The following is a 20,744-nucleotide window of genomic DNA, read 5'->3' as shown; positions in this document are numbered from 1 at the left end:
GAGCGCAGGATTGAACGTCGACACTTCACCGGGCGGTGATGAAGAGCCGGCTTAGCGCCTTAGTGCCCGCATCATCGTCGGCGTGCATCACGGCAACGTCCCAGTAGTGGTATCCGCGCTCTTCGAACGGCTTGTCTAGCACCGCGGCCCGGGCGGGCACCTCATCGATGGCTAGGAGCTGGATCGGGGTACCAAAGTTGTCCCAGATGCCAACATGTGAGTAGCCGGCGGTCCTGAGGTCCGCCCACACCGAGGCGGGCTCCGGTTTACCGGCCTTGCGCGTCAGATCGTGGTCGTATTCGAAGAACAGCACCGGATGGGAGGTTGCGTACGCGCACGCGAGCGCTGGAATCAGCGTTGTGTCGTAGCCGTCTGTGTCTGACTTGATCAGCCGGATCGGTGGTAGTTCCGGGTGACGGCCGGGCAGTTCGGCCACGGCCAACGCCGCAGCCGACCCCCCGCCGCCGTTCGGGGTGAAGCGGGTCGTGCCGCCCTTGCGGACCGCGCCGAGACCCGAGGCCTCCGCAGGATCGGTGACCAGCAGTCCGAATTCGATCACGCAGCGGCAATCCGAACCCACATTGCGTTCCAGGTAGGGCAGGTACTCGGGATCCGCTTCGACGCAAAGCACGCGGGCGTCGACTTTCGCGAGGATCTGCGCTGCCGAGTCCCCGATATTCGCTCCGATGTCGACCACGCCCAGAGGTTTGTTGGTGTCGCCAAGACACAGCGCCAGGTCGACGAGGTTTTGACCATAGCTGGGATACATGCGGGCGTAGTCAGGGAGCCGGTGCGACCATGGCATCGCCAAGCGCACGCCCTGCACTTCGCGCATGACCGAACGATTGCCGAACAGATTGCGAATCATGCGGTAAAGAATCGTGCGGTAGAGGAGATCCCGTGCGCGCTGCCCAAGCCGCGTCCGGAAGGTCAGAGCCTTCCTGTCAGGGTCCACGCGCACATCTTATGTTCCCCGAACTATAAACAAAACGATCGAAAACCTTCTGTTGTTATAGGCCGGTCATGAGAGGCTCATGGGGCCGGTGGCGGGTAGTCCGTGTCTGCACGCGGCCATACTCGTCAAGGGCCCGTGAAGCGGGATCGAGGAGGTGGCATGAGAGCGCTCATCTGCGGCATCTCAGGCCAGGATGGCGCTTATCTGGCGCGACTGCTGCTCGACAAGGGTTACGAGGTGTTTGGCACCTCACGCGACGCGCAGATCGGCGGATTCGCGAATCTAGCGCGACTCGGAGTCCACGACCGCGTGCGCCTAGAGTCCATGGACGCCAATGATTTCCGCAGTGTGCTGAATGTGCTGCGCAAAACCGACATCCAGGAGATCTACAATCTGGCCGGGCAAAGCAGTGTCGGCCTGTCGTTCGAGCAGCCTGTAGAGACCCTCGAGAGCATCGCTGTCGCCACGATCAATTTGCTTGAAGCGATACGTTTTCTCGACAAGCCCATCCGCTTTTACAGCGCTGGGTCCAGTGAATGCTTCGGCGATACGCGAGGCCACGCCGCAAATGAGCAGACGCCTTTTCATCCCCGCAGCCCGTACGCCGTAGCGAAGAGTGCGGCGTACTGGTTCGTTGAGAACTATCGCACCGCGTATGGGCTGCATGCCAGCACCGGCATATTGTTCAACCATGAATCCCCTTTGCGCCCTGAGCGTTTCGTGACAAAGAAGATCGTGGCCGCAGCGGTCCGCATCGCCATGGATGAGCACTCGCGCCTTACGCTAGGCAATACTCAGATCCAACGAGACTGGGGATGGGCACCCGAATACGTGGAGGCGATGTGGCGGATGCTGCAGCAGCCCGCCGGCTCGGACTTCGTCATCGCAACGGGTGAAAGCCACACCCTTGAGGAGTTTGCGGAGGCCGCGTTCCGGCAGGTGGGGCTCGACTGGCGCGAGCATACGGACCTTTCGGAGGCACTGATGCGTCCTTCGGACCTCGCCGAAGGACGCGGTGATGCATCTAGGGCGCGCGAAGTCCTCGGCTGGGCGGCGAATTACCGAATGAGCGATGTCGCAAAGGCAATGGTGGAGGCCGAGTGGGATCGGGCTAAGCGATTGTGAAGGTAGCCTTCGACCACCAGATCTTCTCTTTCCAGCAATACGGCGGTGTTTCGCGCTATTTCTTCGAGCTGGCCCGTCGCCTGCCCGCCCATGGCGCGGCAGAGGTTTCCATCGTCGCCCCGCTGCACGTCAACAAATATCTGGCGACTGACTCTGCCCGCCGCCTCACCCGCGGCAAGTATGTCAACATACCGTCCTACACAATCGCAGGCATACCACTTGTCCCCGCTGCGAACCGAATTGTCGCACCGCTGGCATGGCGGAAAGCAAACGCGGACATAGTGCATGAGACCTACTTCGCGACAAAGCCTGTCGGCAAGGCGCGACGCCGCGTCGTGACGGTCTACGACATGATTCATGAGTTGTTTGCCGAGGAGTTTCCTGACGCGAAGCGAGTGACGGCTGCCAAACGCGCGGCTGTCAACCGTGCGGACCATGTGATCTGCATTTCCCAAAACACCCAGCGAGACGTGGTGCGTCTCTTCGACATCGACCCGGCGCGAACGAGCGTCGTTCACCTCGGCTATTCGATGACTGCGGAGCCGAACGCCACGGACGGGGATGCCGGTGACGCCAGGCCCTCGCTCCTGTATGTGGGAAATCGCAGGGGCTACAAGAACTTCGGGATGCTGCTGCAGGCATTTTCCAGTTCTCCGATATTGCGGGAGTTCGATCTGGTGGCCTTTGGTGGAGGCGCATTCATTCCCGACGAACAAACGGAGATCCGTCGGTTAGGCATCACTGACCGGGTCCGCTTCGAGTCCGGCTCTGATTTGGCACTTGCGGCACGCTACCGGTCAGCTACCGCATTCGTCTTTCCGTCGACGTACGAGGGCTTCGGGCTTCCTCCGCTAGAAGCGATGGGTCATGGCTGCCCTGTTGTGTGCAGTAATGCCGGCTCAATTCCAGAAGTAGTTGGCGACGCGGGGATCTATTTCGATCCGAATAACCCAGAGGAGCTACGCACGGCTCTGGAACGTGTCACTACGGCCGAAGAGTTACAGGCGGACCTGCGAACCCGTGGATACGTGCGGATCGCCGCGTTCTCATGGGACGAGTGCGCAGCGGCAACCGCTCGAATCTATCGCGAATTATATGACATTGGTTGATCCGATCTGGTGTCACCAAGTAGAACCACCGCAGTGGCCGGCGGGTGCAGGCGTGCGAACCTGCTGGGCGAGTGCGGTCGTCCGAGTCCGAGTTCATGATTTACCAAGCTCGTCTTAGAGCATTTCCCGCAGAACACCGCAGTGCTCATGCTTGGGCGTCTAAGGTGGCCAAGCATGCGAGATGAAGCCATGACGCTGATTACCGACATCCGTCAGCAGCGAGCGGTCAGCGACGCGAACGGCAAGACCTACCCCATACAGAACCACGGCATCGATGCGGCAGAAGGCCGCTTCCTATCAGATTTCATCGCCAAGCGACCGGGCATAATCCGAACCTTGGAGATCGGGTGCGCCTACGGCTTCTCATCCCTGCACATCACGGGTGCCACCGCGGGCCGCACCGGGGCGCACCACGTCATCATCGATCCGTTTCAAAGCGCCGACTGGAACGGCATTGGCGTGATGAACCTCGACCGCGCCGGCATCGACTTCTATGAACTTCTCGAAGATCCGTCCGAACTCGCACTCCCCGAGCTATTGAGAGAAGGCGCGGAGTTCGATCTGGTGTTTGTCGACGGCTGGCACACCTTCGACCACACGCTTGTCGATCTGTACTACGCGAACAGGTTGGTCAACGTGGGCGGATACATCATCATCGACGATGCAACAATGCTGAGCGTCTCGAAGGCCGTTTCGTACTTCGCAAAATACCCTTGCTACAAGGTTCTTGGCGGTACTTCGGCGCTGGCGATCAGATTGCAGAATATGCTCGCGAAGGTCGTGCGGCCCTTTGCCGAGACGATTTTTCCGATGTGGCTGTATGACTATCTCTATCGCGGGGCGAAATACCCTTCCATGGTCGCATTGCAGAAGATCGCCGAAGACGAACGGAACTGGAATTGGTTCCGCTCGTTCTGAGTGCACTTCATTTGCTCGAGCACCCGGAAGTCCGCGGTGCACTAAGTCACTGTTCAAGCCTGCTGCACCAATAGGGGACACTTGGGATCGGTTTCCGATCTGGGGTAGCTGGAAGGGCGGTGATGGTGCTGATGAGCGCCGCCTGGAAGCAGCGTCCCTAAACATGTTGTTGCACACTGGAGTTCGCGTGTTGGCCGACCGTTTGGAAAGAATTTTCGCCTTGGCCTGCCTTGGAGATCGTCGCCGGCCAGGGTAACCACCAGGAGTTCCTGCGGTTCCTCAAGCACCTCACGCGGCTACCCCGATCAGCAGCTGCATCTGGTGAGGGGTAACCACGCCGCCCTCAAACGCGTCGAGACCTGCGATTGGTTTGCCGCCAACCCTCGAATCCGCTGCAGTACAATCGATCTTTGCGTCCTGGCTCAATTTTGTCGAAGTCTGGTCCGGCGTCATCGAACGTCAAACGATCCCATCGCCGCACCTTCGGCAACGTCCGCGAACTGACCGCCGCCATTAACACGATTGATAGCCTGCTGGAATTATCGCGCCCACCCGTTCGACTGGACGTCAACCTCAGCCCAGATCCCCAAGGCAGCGGCCGCCAAAACGCTTCAAACACACAACCAGTCGCCCCAATATGCGATTGGCGAATGGTGGCGGATAACCGCTTCCCCTGCTGGCTTTGTTAAGCCAGTCGACGTTGCTTTCGCACGCTCCTAATGTAGGCAGGAATGCCCGCAAGCAGGCCCTGAGTTTGTGTGCGCGCAAGCCCGGGCCAAGCGCGCATCACGGCTCGAGGCGAGTCTTTCGTACGCCACGCTTCTATATTTGCTCGCCAGTTGTCTTTAATAGCACTAGGGGTCATCCGTAGCAAGGCAAACAGGTGCCTCACGTCGGAAGATATTAGTGCCGCATAAAAGGCGGCAGTGCCGACACTGTATCCATACAACTGTTTCTTTAGTTCTTCTAGCGTTGCGCGGTGGTAATGGAAGACGAGCGCCGTCGGCTGGTAGACGATGGTGTGCTCAGCAAGTAGCGTCTGCGTGAAAGCAAACGTTTCTTCACCTGACATTGATGGTGTGCCTGCCCCAAGTGAGACGTTGAAACCGTCAATATCATTCAACACACGCCGACGGAAGGCCATATTCGTGCCGGCACCAAATGGCGGAATCGGATAGAGTGGGCTCTGGGGATGTCCTGGTTCGAAAATATCTCGCTCAAAGCCTCGTCCATGGCTGAATCCGCCCAGTTCTTCGAACCACTGTTGCGGTTCCGTTTTCAGCTCAGCCGGAAGCACCATGCCTGTGACGCATCCGACCCGCGGTCTTGCCGAGAAGCCTCGCAAGATTTCGGCGAGCCAATACTCATCAGGAATTGCGTCGTCGTCCAAAAACGCGATGATGTCGGCTCTTGTGGCTCTCCAACCTGCGTTTCGAGCCCACGAGAGCCCGGCTCGGGGTTCCAGCAAATACCGCACAGGGGCACGCAAATTTAGCGTTTTTATAGCCATTGGCACTGCGGTAGGATCGGCCGGGGAATTGTCAACGACTACGATCTCGTAGCTCGGGTACCGTTGAAGATCGAGCCGCCGAAGGCAATTGGCAATGTGCGCGGGACGGTCTCGAGTAGCTATAACGACTGAGATATTTGGCGGGTCTTGGAGTAATTGCTCGCGCTCAGCGACAAAAGTCAAATCTATTGGATTTAGCTGCAAGCCATTAGCAGGTATATCGCGGACTGGCGATAGATGACTCCCGATCAGGCGATCATTTATTACGGGCAAGAAGGATTGCGACACAGTTTTTGCCGCATTGACAGAGAGTGAATCGCCGCCGTCAAATTCGAAATCCGCGTACCCCAGTGGCTCTGTGCCGAGTCTGATAAGCAGATGGACAGCCGTCCCGGGTTGGTTGGTGTACTCGTCTAACAGCTCGGTTGGGAAGCGGTTCAGGACATCCCACTGAGCGACGACCACCGGATGGAAAGATCCGCACCTGTCACCGGCGCTGACCATTGCTTCTCCAATCTAATCGCAGCCGTCGGACACTACGCCGCTTCCCGGGCCGTTGAAACCGTTTGACTGAGTCGTTTGGTGGCGGTGCCATCGTACTGTCTATCTGTGGTTGGTTTGGCACTCTTATGCACGCGACGAGATCTGGCTGAAGGCTCTGGTCACGGCTACTGCCGGTTACGCACCCGCCAGAGGAGCGCGTGGTTGACGCGCCCTGTCCACGTCGACGGCCGGGAAGTGGTCATCGAGCCCGCTTTGCGGACCGGTCCCGAGAGATGGTTTTGCCGCCTACTTCGTTCGGCCGCTTGCACAGTCGATGACTGACGATCGCAAGTTACTGGTAGCAGACGGAAGCGAGGTGAACACAGGCTGGATAGTCATCATCGATGCAAACGCTCCCTCATGCTCTCGTGCAATCTCTGGGAAGGCGGCCGGTTGAAAGTACACGGCTCAGCAGTATGCGGCTTGCCGTCACGATCGCAGCTGCTGGCGACGTTGCGTCGACGACCTATGCTTGCTGATCGAGTGGTCGAACGATCTCGGTGCAATAGGCATCAAACTGCACGGATCCAGCAAAGCTCGGCAATCAAGACCATGCTGCGATAGCATCGCGGCCTACGGGCAGGAGAACTGAGAGGCTTCGATTCGCTATGAGATCCGACCGGCGGACCAGACACATCGAAAGCGTTGTCGATACCCGCAAAGCTGCCAGTAACAGCGCTGAGCCTGGGACTGGGACCCGTCCGGTTATTCTTTTTGTGTTGGGGACACAACGGTCCGGAACCTCAGCACTCACTCGCGTTCTCTCGTTGTGCGGCGGCACGCTTCCGGCCGGGATGTTGGGCGCCGATGCTGGCAATCCCCGTGGCAACTGGGAGCCGCGCAAAGTCATTGCCATCAACGAGGCGATTCTGCACCGCCACGGCAGCGCCTGGTTCGATCCATCGCTGCGCTTACTCGAGGACGGCGCCTTCAACGCCGACGAGAAGGCCGCCTGCGTCGAAGAGATCGCGGCGTATCTCAAGACATTGCCTGCCGCGCCGCTCGTGGTGATCAAAGACCCCAGGATAACGACCCTTTCGGGATTGTGGTTCGAGGCCTCGCGCATGGCCGGGTTTGACACGGCGGCCGTGATCGCGGTGCGTCACCCGGAAGAGGTGATCTCGTCGGTCGCGGCTTCGTGGCATATTGAGCGGGAGCTGTCGAGCGCCTTATGGCTCAAATACAACCTGCTGGCCGAGCGCGACACGCGTGGCATCCCACGTGTCTTCGTTGAGTACGCCGGCCTCCTTGACGACTGGCGCAGGGAGATTAAGCGGATTTCCACGGCGTTGCCAATCGATCTCACCCCCCAAGCTGCCGATGCGGTCGACGAGTTTCTCACGCCTGATCTTCGTCGCCAGAGAAATCGCGGGCCGGTGACAAACCGTTTCGGCACAGATTGGATATCTGAGATTTACGACGCGCAGTGCATGGCCGCGCGAGATGAGTGTCCAGACGAGGAAATGCTCGATCACATCTTCGAGTCGTATCGGGCGAGCGAGCGCGATTTCCGTTCTGCCCTCGAGGATTACCGCGAACTTTCTGGTGGTGTTCGCTCGCGAATTTTCCGGCCGGCCGTCGTGAAGCCGATGATCGAGCTCGTGGCGATGGCTCACCGGCGAAGAGGGACCTGGGCTTAGCCGATTAGCCCCTGGCGTTGCCCCGCAGCCGCTTTGGTTTCGCCTCGAACCTCGGTTTCACGCCGATCGCACTCGATGTGAAGGAAGGCCCGTGCTCACCCGGCGGTTGATGTTCGTGATCAGTTGACACGCCTCGAGCGGGCGAATTTCTCGACGAGATCGGCGGTGATAGAAACGCTTTCGGCGGGTTTGGTCACCCGGGCGGCGAGCTCGCGGGCGCGGACGGCGTAGTCGGGCGCGAGGATTTCGCGCAGGTCCTTGACCAGCGTTTCGCGGGTGGTGGTCGAAAACCGCCGAGACGCCCCGACCTTCAAGCGTTTGAACTGGGCCCCCCAGATCGGCTGGTCGGGCATCGTCCAGAGAATCAGCGTTGGCACTCCGGCACGCAGGCTTGCGGCCGTGGTGCCGGCGCCCCCGTGATGAACCACCGCGCGGCAAGCGGGGAAGGTCGCCGCGTAGTTGACTGCGCCCACCACCTTGACGTGGTCGAAATGGGGAACATCGCTGAAATCGGTCCAGCCCGAGCAAATCAATGCCCGTTCCCCCAGCTCGGCGCAGGCAGAGCTGATCATTTCAACAGTGGCGGCGGGAGATTCGACTGCGAAGCTGCCAAAGCCGAAGCAAATCGGCGGCGTTCCCGCGGCGATCCAAGACGCGACCTCGTCATCGGCGTCCGTGGTCAGTTCCATCGTCAATGGGCCGACGAACGGCCGACGGCCATTCCACTTCGCCCACTCGGCCGCCAATCCCGGGAAACAGACCTCGTCGTAGGCCTGGATTTCCAGCGAGCCGCGATCGGCGATCTGACGCCACGAGGTGCCTCTTGCCTTCGGCAGGCCCAATTCGCGACGCTGCAGATCGTCGAGCTTCTTCGTCAGGAGGTGCCAAGACAACAAGCCCATCGCCGTCATCCCGAACTTGACCACCGGCGCCGGCAGGGGCCCAATGAGTTGCCCATTCGGCCGAATGGGGAAGAAGTGCAGCGTGGCGAACGGAATGTCGTAATACTCGGCGACGTTGAACGCGGCCTGCTCGAAATTGAGGCCGGTCAGGAGGAGGTCGGCTCCATCTGCCAGCGACACCAACGTCTTGTTCATGTGCGCCCACATGTCGGCGACTGGATCCCAAAGTCCATGCCAAGCGTTGCGCAGATCGTTGACCTTCCAAAAATTGTGGAATAGCAACGTCCAAAATTCGCGGTTGGCGTCGAGCCCCTCCTGGAGCCCGTCCACTGTGTCAATGCCGTAGGCGGCGGTCGTCAGACCAGTCGATTCGACGAAGTCAACCAGGTTGGCCGGGACAGCAATGCGTACATCGTGCCCCCTGCGCAGCAGTTCGCGACCGACAGCGACCGAGGGCTCGATGTCGCCACGAGTTCCAAAGCTCGCCAAGGCAAACTTCATTGGGTCCCCGCCTTTTCACTTCCGTATGCTCGAAGTCTGCGCCATCATGACATCCAGGGCGTCTTGAGCGCAGCTTATTCAGGAGTGTGGGTGGCTCTTTTCGCGTCGGGTCCTCGGAACCGCCCGGGTCAGGCTGCCGCGGATCGCGAGACGATGTTCGGAACTCCGAGCCGTTTGGATCTTGCAGCTGCCCCCCTTGGGATACGTTACCGGTATGAATCCGCCCGATGGTGAGACGGTTGAACGTGACGGCACGCCGAGGTCAACGGTTGCGCACTCCGACGCCGACACATCACGGGCACACTCTTGACAAAACGCAGCTGACACGGTGCTTTTGCGTGCGAGCGTGTTCTATGTTGGGGGCACGCGTTTAGGGAGGGGTCTCGTATGAACCGGATCAAGGCCGTGCAGCGAGCGCTCGATGGACGGTCGACCCCCGTCTACCTCGAGATCGGCGTATCGCGGGGGTCGGCCTTTCGGCGCATCACCGCTCAGGAGAAGATCGCCGTCGACCCCGCGTTCAAACTGTCGGCACGTACCCGGCGGCGAGCCGATGCGAAGGCGCACGCCACCCACTACTTTGAGACAACGAGCGACACTTTCTTCGCGGACGAGGCAGCGTTCCTCAAGCAGCGTCGCATCGACGTCGCCCTGATCGACGGCCTGCACACCTATGGGCAGGTAGTGCAGGACGTCGAAAACACCCTCCGCTATGTGCGCGACGACGGCGTCATCTTCCTACACGACTGCAATCCCACGCGGGCATCCGTCGCCTGCCCCGCGGACTCGTATGCCGAATTTCGCCGGCAGAACCGCTGGTGGGAGATCGACTGGAGCGGTGACGTCTGGAAGGCGATCGTCTACCTGCGAAGCACCCGGCAGGATCTGCGCATCGCCGTCCTGAACTGTGACTGGGGCGTGGGGATCGTGCGAAAAGGGGCTCCCGAGTCACGGTTGTCGTACTCGCCGGCCCAGATCGAGGCGCTGGGCTACGCGGATCTCGTCGCCGATCGCGAACGGTTGCTCAACCTGAAACCACCGGGGTACCTCGACGAATTTCTCTCCTCGGAGCACCGTATCTCGTCCAATTCCTGAATAGTCGCGCGATCGCTCGAAGCGGTTTGTCGCCCCGGCTGGCCTGAGCCAGTGCTAGCATCCGGTCCGTGTCTGAACGTGGGACCACCGTGCGGATCGGCATCCTGGGAGCGGCCCGCATCGCGCCGTTGGCGCTCATCAACCCGGCCCGGGAGAACTCCGAAGTCGAGGTCCCCGCGGTTGCGGCCCGGGACGCGTCGCGCGCCCAGGAGTTTGCGGACAAACACGGCATCGACCAGGTGCACAGCAGCTACGACGCACTGATCGACGATCCAGAAGTGGACGCCGTCTACAACCCGCTGCCAAACGGGTTGCACGGCAAGTGGACCCGAGCTGCCCTTGCCGCAGGGAAGCACGTGCTATGCGAAAAGCCGTTCACGGCCAATGCCGCCGAGGCCCGCGAAATCGCCGAACTGGCAGCGAAGTCCGACCGCGTCGTGATGGAGGCATTTCATTACCGCTACCACCCGTTGTGTCTGCGCGTCGAGGAGATCATTGCCTCGGGGGAGTTGGGCAAGCTGCAGCGGGTGGAAGCGGCCCTGTGCTTTCCCCTCCCGAAGTTCTCCGACATCCGCTACAACTACGCCCTTGCCGGTGGCGCGACAATGGACGCGGGATGCTACGCCGTCGACATGGTTCGAACGTTTGGCGGTTCCACGCCGGAAGTCGTTTCAGCACGAGCAAAACTGCGCGACACTCAAATAGACAGGGCCATGACGGCCGAATTGCGGTTCGAAGGCGGCCATACGGGGCGGGTGCGCTGCTCGATGTGGTCGGCCGATCTGCTGCAGTTGAGCGCCAAGGTGATTGGCGATCGCGGAGAGCTGCGGGTGCTCAACCCGGTGATGCCCCAGTCTTTCCATCGGCTGGCGGTCCGATCTGCCGGCGGCAAACGAGCCGAGCGCTTCCCGCGCCGCCCGTCGTACGCGTATCAACTCGACGCGTTTGCCGCGGCGGTGCTCCGGGGGGAGCCGGTGAAGACGACACCGGAAGCCGCTGTCGAGAACATGACCGTCATCGACGCGATCTATCGCGCGGCCGGCCTTCCGCTTCGCCAGCCGGCCAATTAATCCAAGGGACGCAACCGAATCGGAGCCCCAGGGTGGCCCCGCGGTTCTCAGGTGGCGAAGTGCGCCTCGTTGACGTGGGCGGCCACCCGTAATGCGTTGGCCGCGATCGTCAGACTTGGATTCAACCCGGCGCTGGAGGGGAAGAACGAGCTGTCCACCACATACAGGTTCTCCAATTCATGCGCCCTATTCTGTGGGTCCAACACGCTGGATGCGGGATCGGTACCGAAGCGGCATGTGCCGCAGACGTGGGCCACGGCTTTGTTGTCTTCGGCGCCACGCAGGGTGATTTTGCGGAATGGCTCCAGCACCCCCTTCAATTGCCTCAAAAACGTTGCGCGGCGCTCGATCTCGTTGGGATGAAGACGGTACTGAAGCCGCAGGCGCTGGCGGCCATCCGCATTTGGCTGATCGGATTGCATGACGCGGTTGTCCAGATAGGGCAGGTCTTCCATGATCGCCGCAAGCACCAGTCCACCGTTGAAGAACCGCTCATAACCCAGACGCACAGCCGGGTTCATCAGGCGCAAGGCCCTCGCCCGCCACCCGGGGGCGCTGGTCATGATTTCCAGAGGGGGCATCGAGCCGAATGACTGCACGGTGCCGTACTTTTGGCCCTCCCAGAAATAGAAATCGTTCAGCCCGATCTCTTTGTTCGCGCCCGTCATCCTGACGCCGGGCTGCGGCCAGATTTCGACCATGTCGACAAGATGACGCATCAAGTTACGGCCCACCCAGTCTGACCCGTTGGCCAATCCGCCCGGCCAATCGGCCGAACGGGAATTGATCAACAGCACGGGCGTCACCAGTGCACCGGCGGCCAGCACCACCACCTTGGCCTTCAACGCCACTGTCCCGGAGGGAGTCTCGCAAATCGCTTGATTGACCTTGCTGCGGTCCGCTTCGAGGCGCACAACGCGAGATTCGGGTAGCAGGTGGGCGCCGTGATCGGCGACGGCCGGCAGCACACAATTGCGGGCAGCGTCGTTTTTGCACGACTTGCTGCAGAGGTAGCTCTGGCAGGTGGAGCATTCTTCGGTGTAGTCACAGGCCATCGGCAGGTGGTAGGGATGCAGCCCGCGACCTGTCAGGTAGTCGACCAGCGGCTGATTCTCTGCCGAAAATGCCGGTGCGGCAGGCAGACCCGCCTCGGCTGCCTCCGGACGTAGTGGGTCGGGCTGGCCCCGAACCCCCAGCAGCTTCTCGGCGGCGGCGTACCAGGGTCGCATCTCGTCGTAGGTGACCGGCCAGGCCTCCGGCACGGTGGAGTCGCCCGGGTCGTGGAAGTGCTGGCGCGGAGTGAAATCCTGAGCGAAGAACCGCTCGCAGACCATGCCATAGAGGGACGATGACCCGCCTGTGCCGCTGCCCAGAAAGGGCACAAAACGCCGCGGGGAGCGGCCGCTGATGTCTTCAACCTCGTCGGTTGAGCGGCCGGATCGGGCCAAGGCGTCGTAAATGGTCTCCGCAGAACGGCACGCCAGCGGCTCGGCGACTTCGGGCATCGAAGCGCGAATCGTCCCCGGTGCACCAGGAAGGGTCGAACGCCCCTTCTCGACGAACAACACCCTTCGGCCCGAACGGGCCAGCGAGTAGCCCAGAGTCCCGCCGCCCATGCCGGTGCCGATGACGATCACGTCCCAGACGCAGCCTTCCGCCTCGCGCGCGGTCAGCTCCCCGTCAGCCAAATCGAGTTCCTCAGCGGATAATTGCTTGATCGTTGCCTCGTTTGGGCGACAGTATCATCTGCCTGGACGGACAGGTTGCGTCCCTCAGATTCGTGACCACAGGGCGGAGCCGAAGGAGTGTGACCGTGATGCCCGCCCCGCCACTCGCGGATCTTTTGCAAACCTCCGTGCGGCGCCCGTGTAACTGCGCAACACTGAACGGGCAATCGGGATAGGTGGAGACGCATGAAACTGAGCCAGGTGTTCGATCCGCGCATGAACGCCCTCAATGTGTGGCGACTCGTGATGGCCAGTGCCGTCGTCCTGCAACACTCGTGGCCGCTGACCGGCCATAAGGCTCCTGGATTACACGGCCTCTATGACGTAGCGGTCGACGGCTTCTTCGTCCTCTCAGGGTTCCTCATCACCGCGAGCTGGCACCGCAACCCGCGCCCTCGCGAGTACTTCGTCGCGCGCGCTCTCCGCATCTTCCCGGGGCTGTGGGTCTGCCTGATCGTCATCGCGTTCGTCATCGCCCCGATCGGAGTGGCCATTCAAGGTGGGTCCCCGAAGAAACTGCTGATGTCCACTGCGCCAATCGAATACGTCCTGAATAATGCCGTACTGAACGTGTACCACGGCAGTATCGCAGGCACACCGAACGGAGTTCCGTGGCCCCATGTGTGGGACGGCACCCTCTGGACTCTGATATTCGAGCTCTTCTGCTACATCGGCGTCGCGACCGCCGGCGTCATCGGGTTGCTGGGCCGCCGTTGGGCCGTTCCTGTCGCGTTCGTGCTGGCGGTGTCCTTGGCCGCGGTGGTGTCGTACCCGAGCTTCGCAGTGCAAACCATCCCGCAGATGATCGGACGCTTCGCTGTTGTGTTCCTGGCCGGAATGCTTATCCACCAGTTCCGCGAGGTGTTGCCCGCCCGATGGTCGCTGGTAATAGTCTGCTTGGTTATCGCCATTGGTTCCGCCTTGCTCATAACCAACTATCGGGTAATCGGCGCTATTCCGCTGGCGTACGCGGTCATCGTTTCAGGCGCCCTGATCCATAACCCGCGTCTCAGGTTGCGGACGGATCTTTCGTATGGCATTTACATTTACGGATGGCCGGTGCAGCAGTTTCTGGTCATGTGTGGACTGAGCTTTTTGAATCCGTTCGCGTTCGCGGCCGTTGCCGGCGCCGCGACCGTGCCCCTGGCCGCTCTGAGCTGGTTCGGAGTCGAGAAGCGCGCGATGGCTTTGAAGTCTCGTTTTGCCCAGAAGAGACTAGGTCAGCCGGCGCCGGCCGTCACGGTCCAGCAAGAGGCGACCTCCGGGTAGCCGACGCGGTGCGTTCCTGCCGGCCGCTCCGGTGCCGACGAGCAACCAGGGGCGACGAAACCGGACCGGTTACCGCGCGCTCAGCGTGAGCTTGACAGGGTATGGATCACCCTGCGTCTAACCCAACACCTGCTGATGGGTTTGTTCCGGCTGACGACCGTTATTCGACGGATCTGAAACTGCAGCGGGGGCGGGTGGCTTGCTGACCCAATCTGCAGTCTCATCAACAAATGCGCTCTTCTTCTGCAAGATAATCTGGTATTGGGCGTGCAGTACTCTGTATTCGCCGGCATGGTATTTCAGGAATTGGTGGATCGCCCATGCGGTGTTGGCCCGCGCTCGCGGGTAAGCCGGCCACATAACGTCGTCGAAAATCATCATTCCGCCCTGCTTGAGCAAACGCCATGCATTGAGCCCATCGACGATAGCGTCATCGGAGAAGTGGGATCCATCGACGTAGATCAAGTCAAACTCTTGCCGTTCCGCGATCAATTGTGGCAAAACAGTCAGCGACGATCCTTTGCGCTTCGTTACCCGCCCCGCACCAGAGGAAACGTTGCTGTCGAACCTGGCTTCCAGGTCCCGCAGGTCTGGGGTCGCGTTGTAGTGCCATTCGTCACTACCCGCCCAGGTATCAACCGCGGTCAGCGCGCCTTGCGCAAAGTAGTTCAGGAAGAACAGGCTCGAGCGCCCTTCCCACGACCCGATTTCGAGAATGCGCACCGGGTCGGTGCGCTCGAAGACTTTCGGGAAGGTGACACACCAGGGCACAATGTTCATATCGAACCAGCGCTCTTGAAATTCTCCCTGGGCTGCTTTTGCCTCAAACTCCGCGCTAACCTCAGCGACGTGCTTTGCCGTGCGTGATGGCACCCCCGACTTCACCAGCCGACAGCGCAAAGCATCGGTAAGGTAATGCCGCACCATAGCAGGGCGCATTCCCCCGAGCCACCAAAAAAATAGAATGGTAAGGGTTCGGGGCGTCCACCGAAGTTTCGGTTTGGTCGTCAGGCTGGTCATGTTTTCCTTGGTCGTGTATCAATTGGTCGGTGCGGTCTTGTCTCGCAGCTCGAATTGTCGATTCAATCCTACCGTTTCGGCGAGATCGTTGATCGGCGTCGATGGATCCTAACAGGCGGCCACCAGGCAGCGCGGCGCTTTGAGGCCCCACCGCACCAGTTCAGGCAAGATGCCTGGAACGGGCATACGCCTCGACGACGTCTGCGGCGCTTGCGACGCTTTCGGCGGGTGTGGTCATCCGGGTGGCGAGCTCGCGGGCGCGGGTCGCGTATTCCGGGGCGAGGATTCGGCGCAGGTCGGCAACCAAGGTGTTGCGCGTAGTACTCGAGAAACGCCGGGAGCTGCCCACTTTCAACCTTTTGACGCAGGCGCCCCACAACATCTGATTGACGTCCATCGACAGGATCAGGGTAGGGACTCCGGCGCGAAGGCTTGCGGCCGTGGTGCCCGAACCGCCGTGATGGACGACCGCCCGACAGGCAGGAAAGACGGCGGCGTAGTTCACACCGCCGACCACCTTGACGTGGTCGCCGTGCGGGACGTCGCTGAAGTCACTCCAACCGGCGCAGATCAACGCACGCTCGCCCAACCGCGCGCAGGCGGAGCTGATCATCTCAATCGCGTCGGCCGGCGATTCCACCGGCATGCTGCCGAATCCAAAGCAGATTGGAGGAGTACCTGCGGCAATCCACGACACGACTTCGGAGTCGGCGCCGGTGGTCAACTCCATCGTCAGCGCACCGACGAACGGACGTTGGCCGTCCCACTTCGCCCATTCCGCGGCCAGCCCGGGGAAGCACGCCTCGTCGTAGGCCTGAATTTCCAGCGCGCCGCTCTCGGCCATCCGTCGCGCCGCGGGGCCTTTTGCCTTCGGTAGCCCCAGGTCGCGGCGCTGCGCTCGCTCGACTTTCCTATTCAGAAGCCAGCCCAGCCAGTCGAACGCCGTCATCGCCAAACGGGCCAGCGGTGGCGGCAGAATCGGTAACAGCTCGCCGTTGGACCGGACCGGAACGTGATGCAGCGTCGCCAAAGGGATGTTCAGATGTTCCCCGACGCTAACTGCGGCCTCCTGATAGCTGAGGCCAACGAACAGCAGGTCAGCTCCGTCCGCAACCGCCGTCAGCGTCTTGCTCATCTGGATCCAGGCCTCGTCGCTCAGCTTCCACATCTCGCGCCAGAGCTTTCGAAGATTTCCGATCTTCCAGAAGGCTCCGAAGAAAGATGTCCAGAAGTTGCGATACACGTCCAACCATGTCCGCGTGTCCAGCCCGTAGGCGACCGCCGAAACCCCCGCCGCCTCGACAAAGCCGACCGAATCCGGCGGCACAGCCATAAGGACATCGTGCCCTCTGCGCACCAATTCGCGACCGACGACCAGGGAAGGCTCGATATCGCCACGAGTTCCGTAACTCGCCAGCACAAACCTCATCGTCTAGTCCCCAAGTCTCAATTTTCTGCCCATGTTGGCGTTGCGCGTGCGTCCAGACGAAACCTGCACTCCGATAGCACTTTCAGCGTTGGGCGTACTTCGGCCCCGAAGTTGGCGAGCGCGGCGACTGCGCCTTGCCTCCACTACTTACGCCAGAAGACACCACATTGGTCGATCGTGACGATCTCCGAGGAGATCCCGTGCTTCGTACGGTAGTCCGCGACGGCTTGGCGACATCCGGCAAGGTTGTAGTCGTCGATGATGCAGAAACCGCCCGGCGACAATCGCGGGTACAGCGCGTCGAGCGCCTGAATCGTTGATTCGTAGAGGTCGCCATCAAGCCTCAGCACGGCGATCTGGTCAATCGGCGCATCCTGCAGCGTGTCCTTGAACCAGCCGGGAAGAAAGCGGACCTGATCATCGAGCAGGTTGTAGCGCTCGAAATTCGCTTTGACTTCCTCCTGTGACACTGCCAAGACCGGCGCGGCGTGATGGAGCCCGAGCGCAAAGCGCGGCAGCTTATCCTGTTCGTAGTTCGCGGTGTCGGGGGGCGGCACACCCTCGAACGAATCGGCTAGCCAGACGTGGCGCGTCTTGTCCCCGTAGGCGGCCAGGACGGCGCGCATCAGGATCGATGCTCCGCCTCGCCATACTCCACATTCGACCAGATCACCGGGAATGTCTTCATTCAGTACCGTCTCGACGCAATGCTGCAGACTGGTGAGCCGCCGCATTCCGATCATGGTCTCGGCGTCGGCCGGCCAATCCATGCCGAAGTCGCGTGCGTTCTGGTCGAACGGGCGTTTGCGCACCAGCATCAAGTTGCGCTTTTTGAGAAAGGGAAGCCACGTCAACCACCCCACGCTGGCGCGCATCCGCAGTGGCCACCCCACGGGCACGAGTTGGTCCATGCCATACCTGGTGAGGTCGCGCCGGATCTGATCGAGGTAGAGAGATCGGACGTCGCTATCGGTCACGGTCAAAACCGCCCCCTGTCTCGCATGCCAGTAAGTGCCCGGTGGTGAGCCTAGACGTCCATCGACGCCGTCAATGCGCGTTTTAAGTTTTCTGACCGGGGCGCCAGGGTTCGCTTGGTCACACCGGCGGGGTTTCGCCAGTGGCGGACGTTCCCGTCCGTAGCCGTGCTCCGCCTGCGATAGCTCGACCACTAGCCGGGCGCGTGCATAGATTAGCTCACTCTTTGCGCCAGCCTGGTCACGGGAGCTCGCGTGTGCGCTAGGGCCCGTCGCCCGACCGTCTTCCCGACGAAGGCGCGGTACGGTGCCCTCAATGCTGCGACGAGACACCCGAAGCGGCACGATCGCCTGCCGCCGAGGGCACGTCGGATTGCTCGTCAATCCAGTCGAGCAGGGAGCGGAGCCCGTCGTCGAGCGACCACTTCGGGCGCCAGTCGAGCTCGCCACTCGCCGGTTCGACGTCGCAGCTGGCGGCGCGGATATCACCGTCGCGGAATTTGGGCACGACGACGGGTTCGGGCGCATCAAAGATGGCGGAGATCTTCCGGGCCAGCTGGTGGATGGTTATGCCGTTGCCCGAGCCGATGTCCAGGCAACGCGATTCGGCCGGGGGTTGTTGCACAGCGGCGAACAGCGCGTCGACGACATCATCGATATAGACGAGATCGCGCACGATCCGGCCGTCTTCGTACACCTCCGACGGGAGTTTCTCGCGTGACAACCGCGCAAAGAACGGAACGACTCCCGTGTACGGGTTGGTCAGCGATTGGCCCGGGCCATAGGCATTTTGCAGCCGGAGCACGCTGAGCTTCGTGTCGTGTGCGGCCACCCAAGCGGCCAATAGGTGCTCCTGGGCAAGCTTCGTGGCGCCGTAAATGTTGGTTGGCCGGGGTTCGGTTTCGCCTGCGCGGTGGGGAAGCGGCACCGCGGGTTCGCCTGTAGGCCCCACGGGATCCCAAGCACCAGCCAACAGCTGTGCGTGACTTCGTGGCCGCGGGTAGAAGACCTGAGTGCCGGATTGCCAAGCGCCTTCACCGTAGACGGCTCTTGATGACGCCAGCACGAGTTGGTCGGGCACCAGTTCGGAACGGCTCAGAGCGTCGAGAAGCTGAGTGGTGCCCACAACGTTGACCGAGCCGTGGCGGGTCGCGTGGGACAGCGACTGCGCCGTTCCCGTCTCAGCCGCCAAATGGACGACCTGCGAGGGGCGGAACAACCGCAGCACCGCATCCCAATCGGGCGCATGGGTCACGTCGCCAGTAAAGAGCCGCACGGCGGGTGCCAGCTTCAATGTTGGCCGCTCGCCGTGCACCTGTGGGAGCAGGACATCCATCACGGCGACGTCGTAGCCGGCCTCGACGAGACGGCGTGAAAGCAGGGTGCCGATGAATCCTGCCCCACCGGTGATGAGCACAGACGCTGACAAGAGCCGACGCCTCCTATTCGAGTGCAGGGAAAAGTGGGTGAGCGGATTGCTTGCCGAGATTGAAAACCGGGTCGATCATATCGGTGAGTTCCGCAACACCAATCGAATTAGCGCTACAGGCCCGGCCACCGCCATCACACCAGATGGACCTTCGGTGCGTAGAGGATCCACCGTCCACCGTTCTCGTGGAACCGGCGTTCCTTGGCCATGATCTCCTCGGCATGGTTCCAGGCGAACAGCAACGCGTAATCAGGGTATGGATTGGAGAAGTAATCAGGCGGGCATACCGGAATTTTCGTGCCTGGCGTAACGCGGCCCTGCTTTTCCGGGGTCGAGTCACACACCATGGAAAGCAAGTCGGGGCCAATACCGCAATAGTTCATCACGGTGGCGCTCCTCGACGTGGCCCCGTAGCCGACAACGCGGCGGCCCTCGGAACGCAAGTCCTGGAGGAGGGTGACGAGGTCGGTCCGAATTCCGTCTATAGCGGTAGAGAACTCGACGTAAGTCGATATCTCGGCAAGTCCCTCGGCTAATTCGCGCGCCAAGAATTCCGCAACGGAGGCGGACGGCTTCGAGGTGCCCGGGCGGGCGACCGTGTAGCGAATGGAACCCCCATGTAGTGGAAGGTGCTCGACATGGATCAGCTCGAAGCCGAAATGAGCCGCCATCGCCTGCACCGAACGAACGGAGAACAGGTAGATGTGCTCGTCGTAGATTTGGTCGAAGTAGACGCACTTTAGGATGTCGCCGAGATAGCGATCCTCGAACACGAAGAGCCCGTCGGGTGCGAGCAACAGATCGGCGCCGAGGAATATGGAGTCGAGGTACGAGATGTGACTGATCGCGTTCGCCGAATAAATTAGTTGTGCCGGCCCATGCTCGTCACGGATCTTGGCCGCCGTCGACGCGTTGAAAAAGTCCTTCCACACATTGACGCCGTTCGTCTGGGCCACATCGGCCGCCACGGCGGCCGGATCCACTCCCAGATGCCGGATACCGGCCTGGCTCAGCGTCTTCAGCATCACGCCGTCGTTGCTGCCGATCTCAACGACAAACCCATCCCGACCGCCCGGGCAGGTCTGGATGATCTGCTGCGCCACCTCCTCGCCATGTTTGCGGATCAGTGAGGAACCGGATGCGCGGTATGGATACTCCGCGTGAAACATTTGATGAGGGGGAACCTCGTCGAGCTGCTGCACCATGGTGCACGACTCGCAGAGCCCGACGGCAAGTCGGAAGAACGGCACTTCGGCCGACTCCTCGGGTCTCACAAAAGCGTTCGAGACGGGTTGTGGACCGAGATCAAGCACTTCTTTAACACCGCCGTTGCACAAACGACAAATTTGCTCTGTCAACCCCGGCCCCTAACGCACATGTCAATATCATCAGCGACGACCGCAGCGCCGAATCGACGTCGTCAGTACTTCTGAGTTTGCTCATCAGTTAATCGTCACTGTACCGATCATGGCATCCCATGTGCGACCTGAGTCACATGGGCCCCGGGCACCGCACCGGCATAGCGAGT

General features: G+C 61.2%; 16 protein-coding genes. 7 read left to right on the top strand and 9 right to left on the bottom strand.

The annotated features are described in order from the left end of the window. Nucleotides 1-25: 25 nt before the first annotated feature. Complete coding sequence (locus A5773_RS06330) at nt 26-955, bottom strand: hypothetical protein (protein WP_156744760.1); 930 nt, start codon at nt 953-955, stop codon at nt 26-28. Nucleotides 956-1,114: 159 nt separating this feature from the next. Here A5773_RS06330 and A5773_RS06325 point away from each other — a divergent pair, with 159 nt between their 5' ends. The 3 genes from A5773_RS06325 (at nt 1,115) to A5773_RS06315 (ending at nt 4,107) form a co-directional block, all read left to right on the top strand. Beyond that, nucleotides 1,115-2,080 carry a GDP-mannose 4,6-dehydratase gene (locus tag A5773_RS06325; protein WP_082948115.1) on the top strand — a complete coding sequence of 322 codons (966 nt, stop codon included), beginning with the start codon at nt 1,115-1,117 and terminating at the stop codon, nt 2,078-2,080. Continuing rightward, a complete protein-coding gene (locus A5773_RS06320; RefSeq protein ID WP_067790076.1) occupies nt 2,077-3,189 on the top strand; it encodes a glycosyltransferase family 1 protein in 1,113 nt (370 codons plus the stop codon). Before A5773_RS06325 ends, A5773_RS06320 begins: the two co-directional genes overlap by 4 nt. Nucleotides 3,190-3,363: 174 nt before the next feature. Then, complete coding sequence (locus A5773_RS06315) at nt 3,364-4,107, top strand: O-methyltransferase (RefSeq protein WP_067790073.1); 744 nt, start codon at nt 3,364-3,366, stop codon at nt 4,105-4,107. A 685-nt stretch (nt 4,108-4,792) separates the two neighbouring features. Here A5773_RS06315 and A5773_RS25435 read toward each other — a convergent pair. Beyond that, on the bottom strand, nt 4,793-6,121 hold the full coding sequence (locus A5773_RS25435; protein ID WP_082948113.1) for a glycosyltransferase family 2 protein: 1,329 nt from the start codon (nt 6,119-6,121) through the stop codon (nt 4,793-4,795). A 647-nt stretch (nt 6,122-6,768) separates the two neighbouring features. Here A5773_RS25435 and A5773_RS06310 point away from each other — a divergent pair. Then, a complete protein-coding gene (locus tag A5773_RS06310; protein WP_082948112.1) occupies nt 6,769-7,800 on the top strand; it encodes a sulfotransferase family protein in 1,032 nt (343 codons plus the stop codon). Nucleotides 7,801-7,919: 119 nt separating this feature from the next. Here the strand turns inward: A5773_RS06310 and A5773_RS06305 are convergent, their stop codons facing one another. Next, entirely contained in the window at nt 7,920-9,203 is a 1,284-nt protein-coding gene (locus A5773_RS06305; protein ID WP_067790070.1) for a glycosyltransferase, read from the bottom strand. Between the two features lie 387 nt (nt 9,204-9,590). Here A5773_RS06305 and A5773_RS06300 point away from each other — a divergent pair, with 387 nt between their 5' ends. Together A5773_RS06300 and A5773_RS06295 are read left to right on the top strand one after the other, a co-directional pair. After that, on the top strand, nt 9,591-10,298 hold the full coding sequence (locus tag A5773_RS06300; RefSeq protein ID WP_067790068.1) for a class I SAM-dependent methyltransferase: 708 nt from the start codon (nt 9,591-9,593) through the stop codon (nt 10,296-10,298). 59 nt (nt 10,299-10,357) lie between these two features. Further along, a complete protein-coding gene (locus A5773_RS06295; RefSeq protein WP_369817331.1) occupies nt 10,358-11,368 on the top strand; it encodes a Gfo/Idh/MocA family protein in 1,011 nt (336 codons plus the stop codon). A 47-nt stretch (nt 11,369-11,415) separates the two neighbouring features. On the opposite strand, the gene A5773_RS06290 is transcribed toward A5773_RS06295, so the two are convergent. Then, nucleotides 11,416-13,056: a GMC oxidoreductase gene (locus A5773_RS06290; RefSeq protein WP_082948111.1), complete on the bottom strand. Its 1,641-nt coding sequence runs from the start codon at nt 13,054-13,056 to the stop codon at nt 11,416-11,418. Between the two features lie 225 nt (nt 13,057-13,281). Here A5773_RS06290 and A5773_RS06285 point away from each other — a divergent pair, with 225 nt between their 5' ends. Continuing rightward, nucleotides 13,282-14,364, top strand: coding sequence for an acyltransferase (locus A5773_RS06285; protein WP_067790062.1), 1,083 nt, complete (start codon nt 13,282-13,284; stop codon nt 14,362-14,364). 117 nt (nt 14,365-14,481) lie between these two features. Here A5773_RS06285 and A5773_RS06280 read toward each other — a convergent pair whose 3' ends face one another. The 5 genes from A5773_RS06280 to A5773_RS06260 all read right to left on the bottom strand — a co-directional run bounded on the left by A5773_RS06280 (nt 14,482) and on the right by A5773_RS06260 (nt 20,574). After that, complete coding sequence (locus A5773_RS06280; RefSeq protein WP_082948110.1) at nt 14,482-15,384, bottom strand: class I SAM-dependent methyltransferase; 903 nt, start codon at nt 15,382-15,384, stop codon at nt 14,482-14,484. Between the two features lie 160 nt (nt 15,385-15,544). Beyond that, nucleotides 15,545-16,813 carry a glycosyltransferase gene (locus tag A5773_RS06275; RefSeq protein WP_067790056.1) on the bottom strand — a complete coding sequence of 423 codons (1,269 nt, stop codon included), beginning with the start codon at nt 16,811-16,813 and terminating at the stop codon, nt 15,545-15,547. Nucleotides 16,814-16,956: 143 nt separating this feature from the next. Further along, nucleotides 16,957-17,790, bottom strand: a complete 834-nt coding sequence (locus tag A5773_RS06270; protein ID WP_197507854.1) for a TylF/MycF/NovP-related O-methyltransferase — start codon at nt 17,788-17,790, stop codon at nt 16,957-16,959. A 310-nt stretch (nt 17,791-18,100) separates the two neighbouring features. Continuing rightward, nucleotides 18,101-19,204, bottom strand: a complete 1,104-nt coding sequence (locus tag A5773_RS06265) for an NAD(P)-dependent oxidoreductase (protein ID WP_066950784.1) — start codon at nt 19,202-19,204, stop codon at nt 18,101-18,103. A 146-nt stretch (nt 19,205-19,350) separates the two neighbouring features. Beyond that, a complete protein-coding gene (locus A5773_RS06260) occupies nt 19,351-20,574 on the bottom strand; it encodes a class I SAM-dependent methyltransferase (protein ID WP_067790052.1) in 1,224 nt (407 codons plus the stop codon). Nucleotides 20,575-20,744 lie beyond the last annotated feature (170 nt).

It is taken from the genome of Mycobacterium sp. 852014-52450_SCH5900713 (assembly GCF_001667075.1).
Taxonomy (GTDB): domain Bacteria; phylum Actinomycetota; class Actinomycetes; order Mycobacteriales; family Mycobacteriaceae; genus Mycobacterium.
This window is presented reverse-complemented; position numbering and strand designations above follow the sequence as displayed.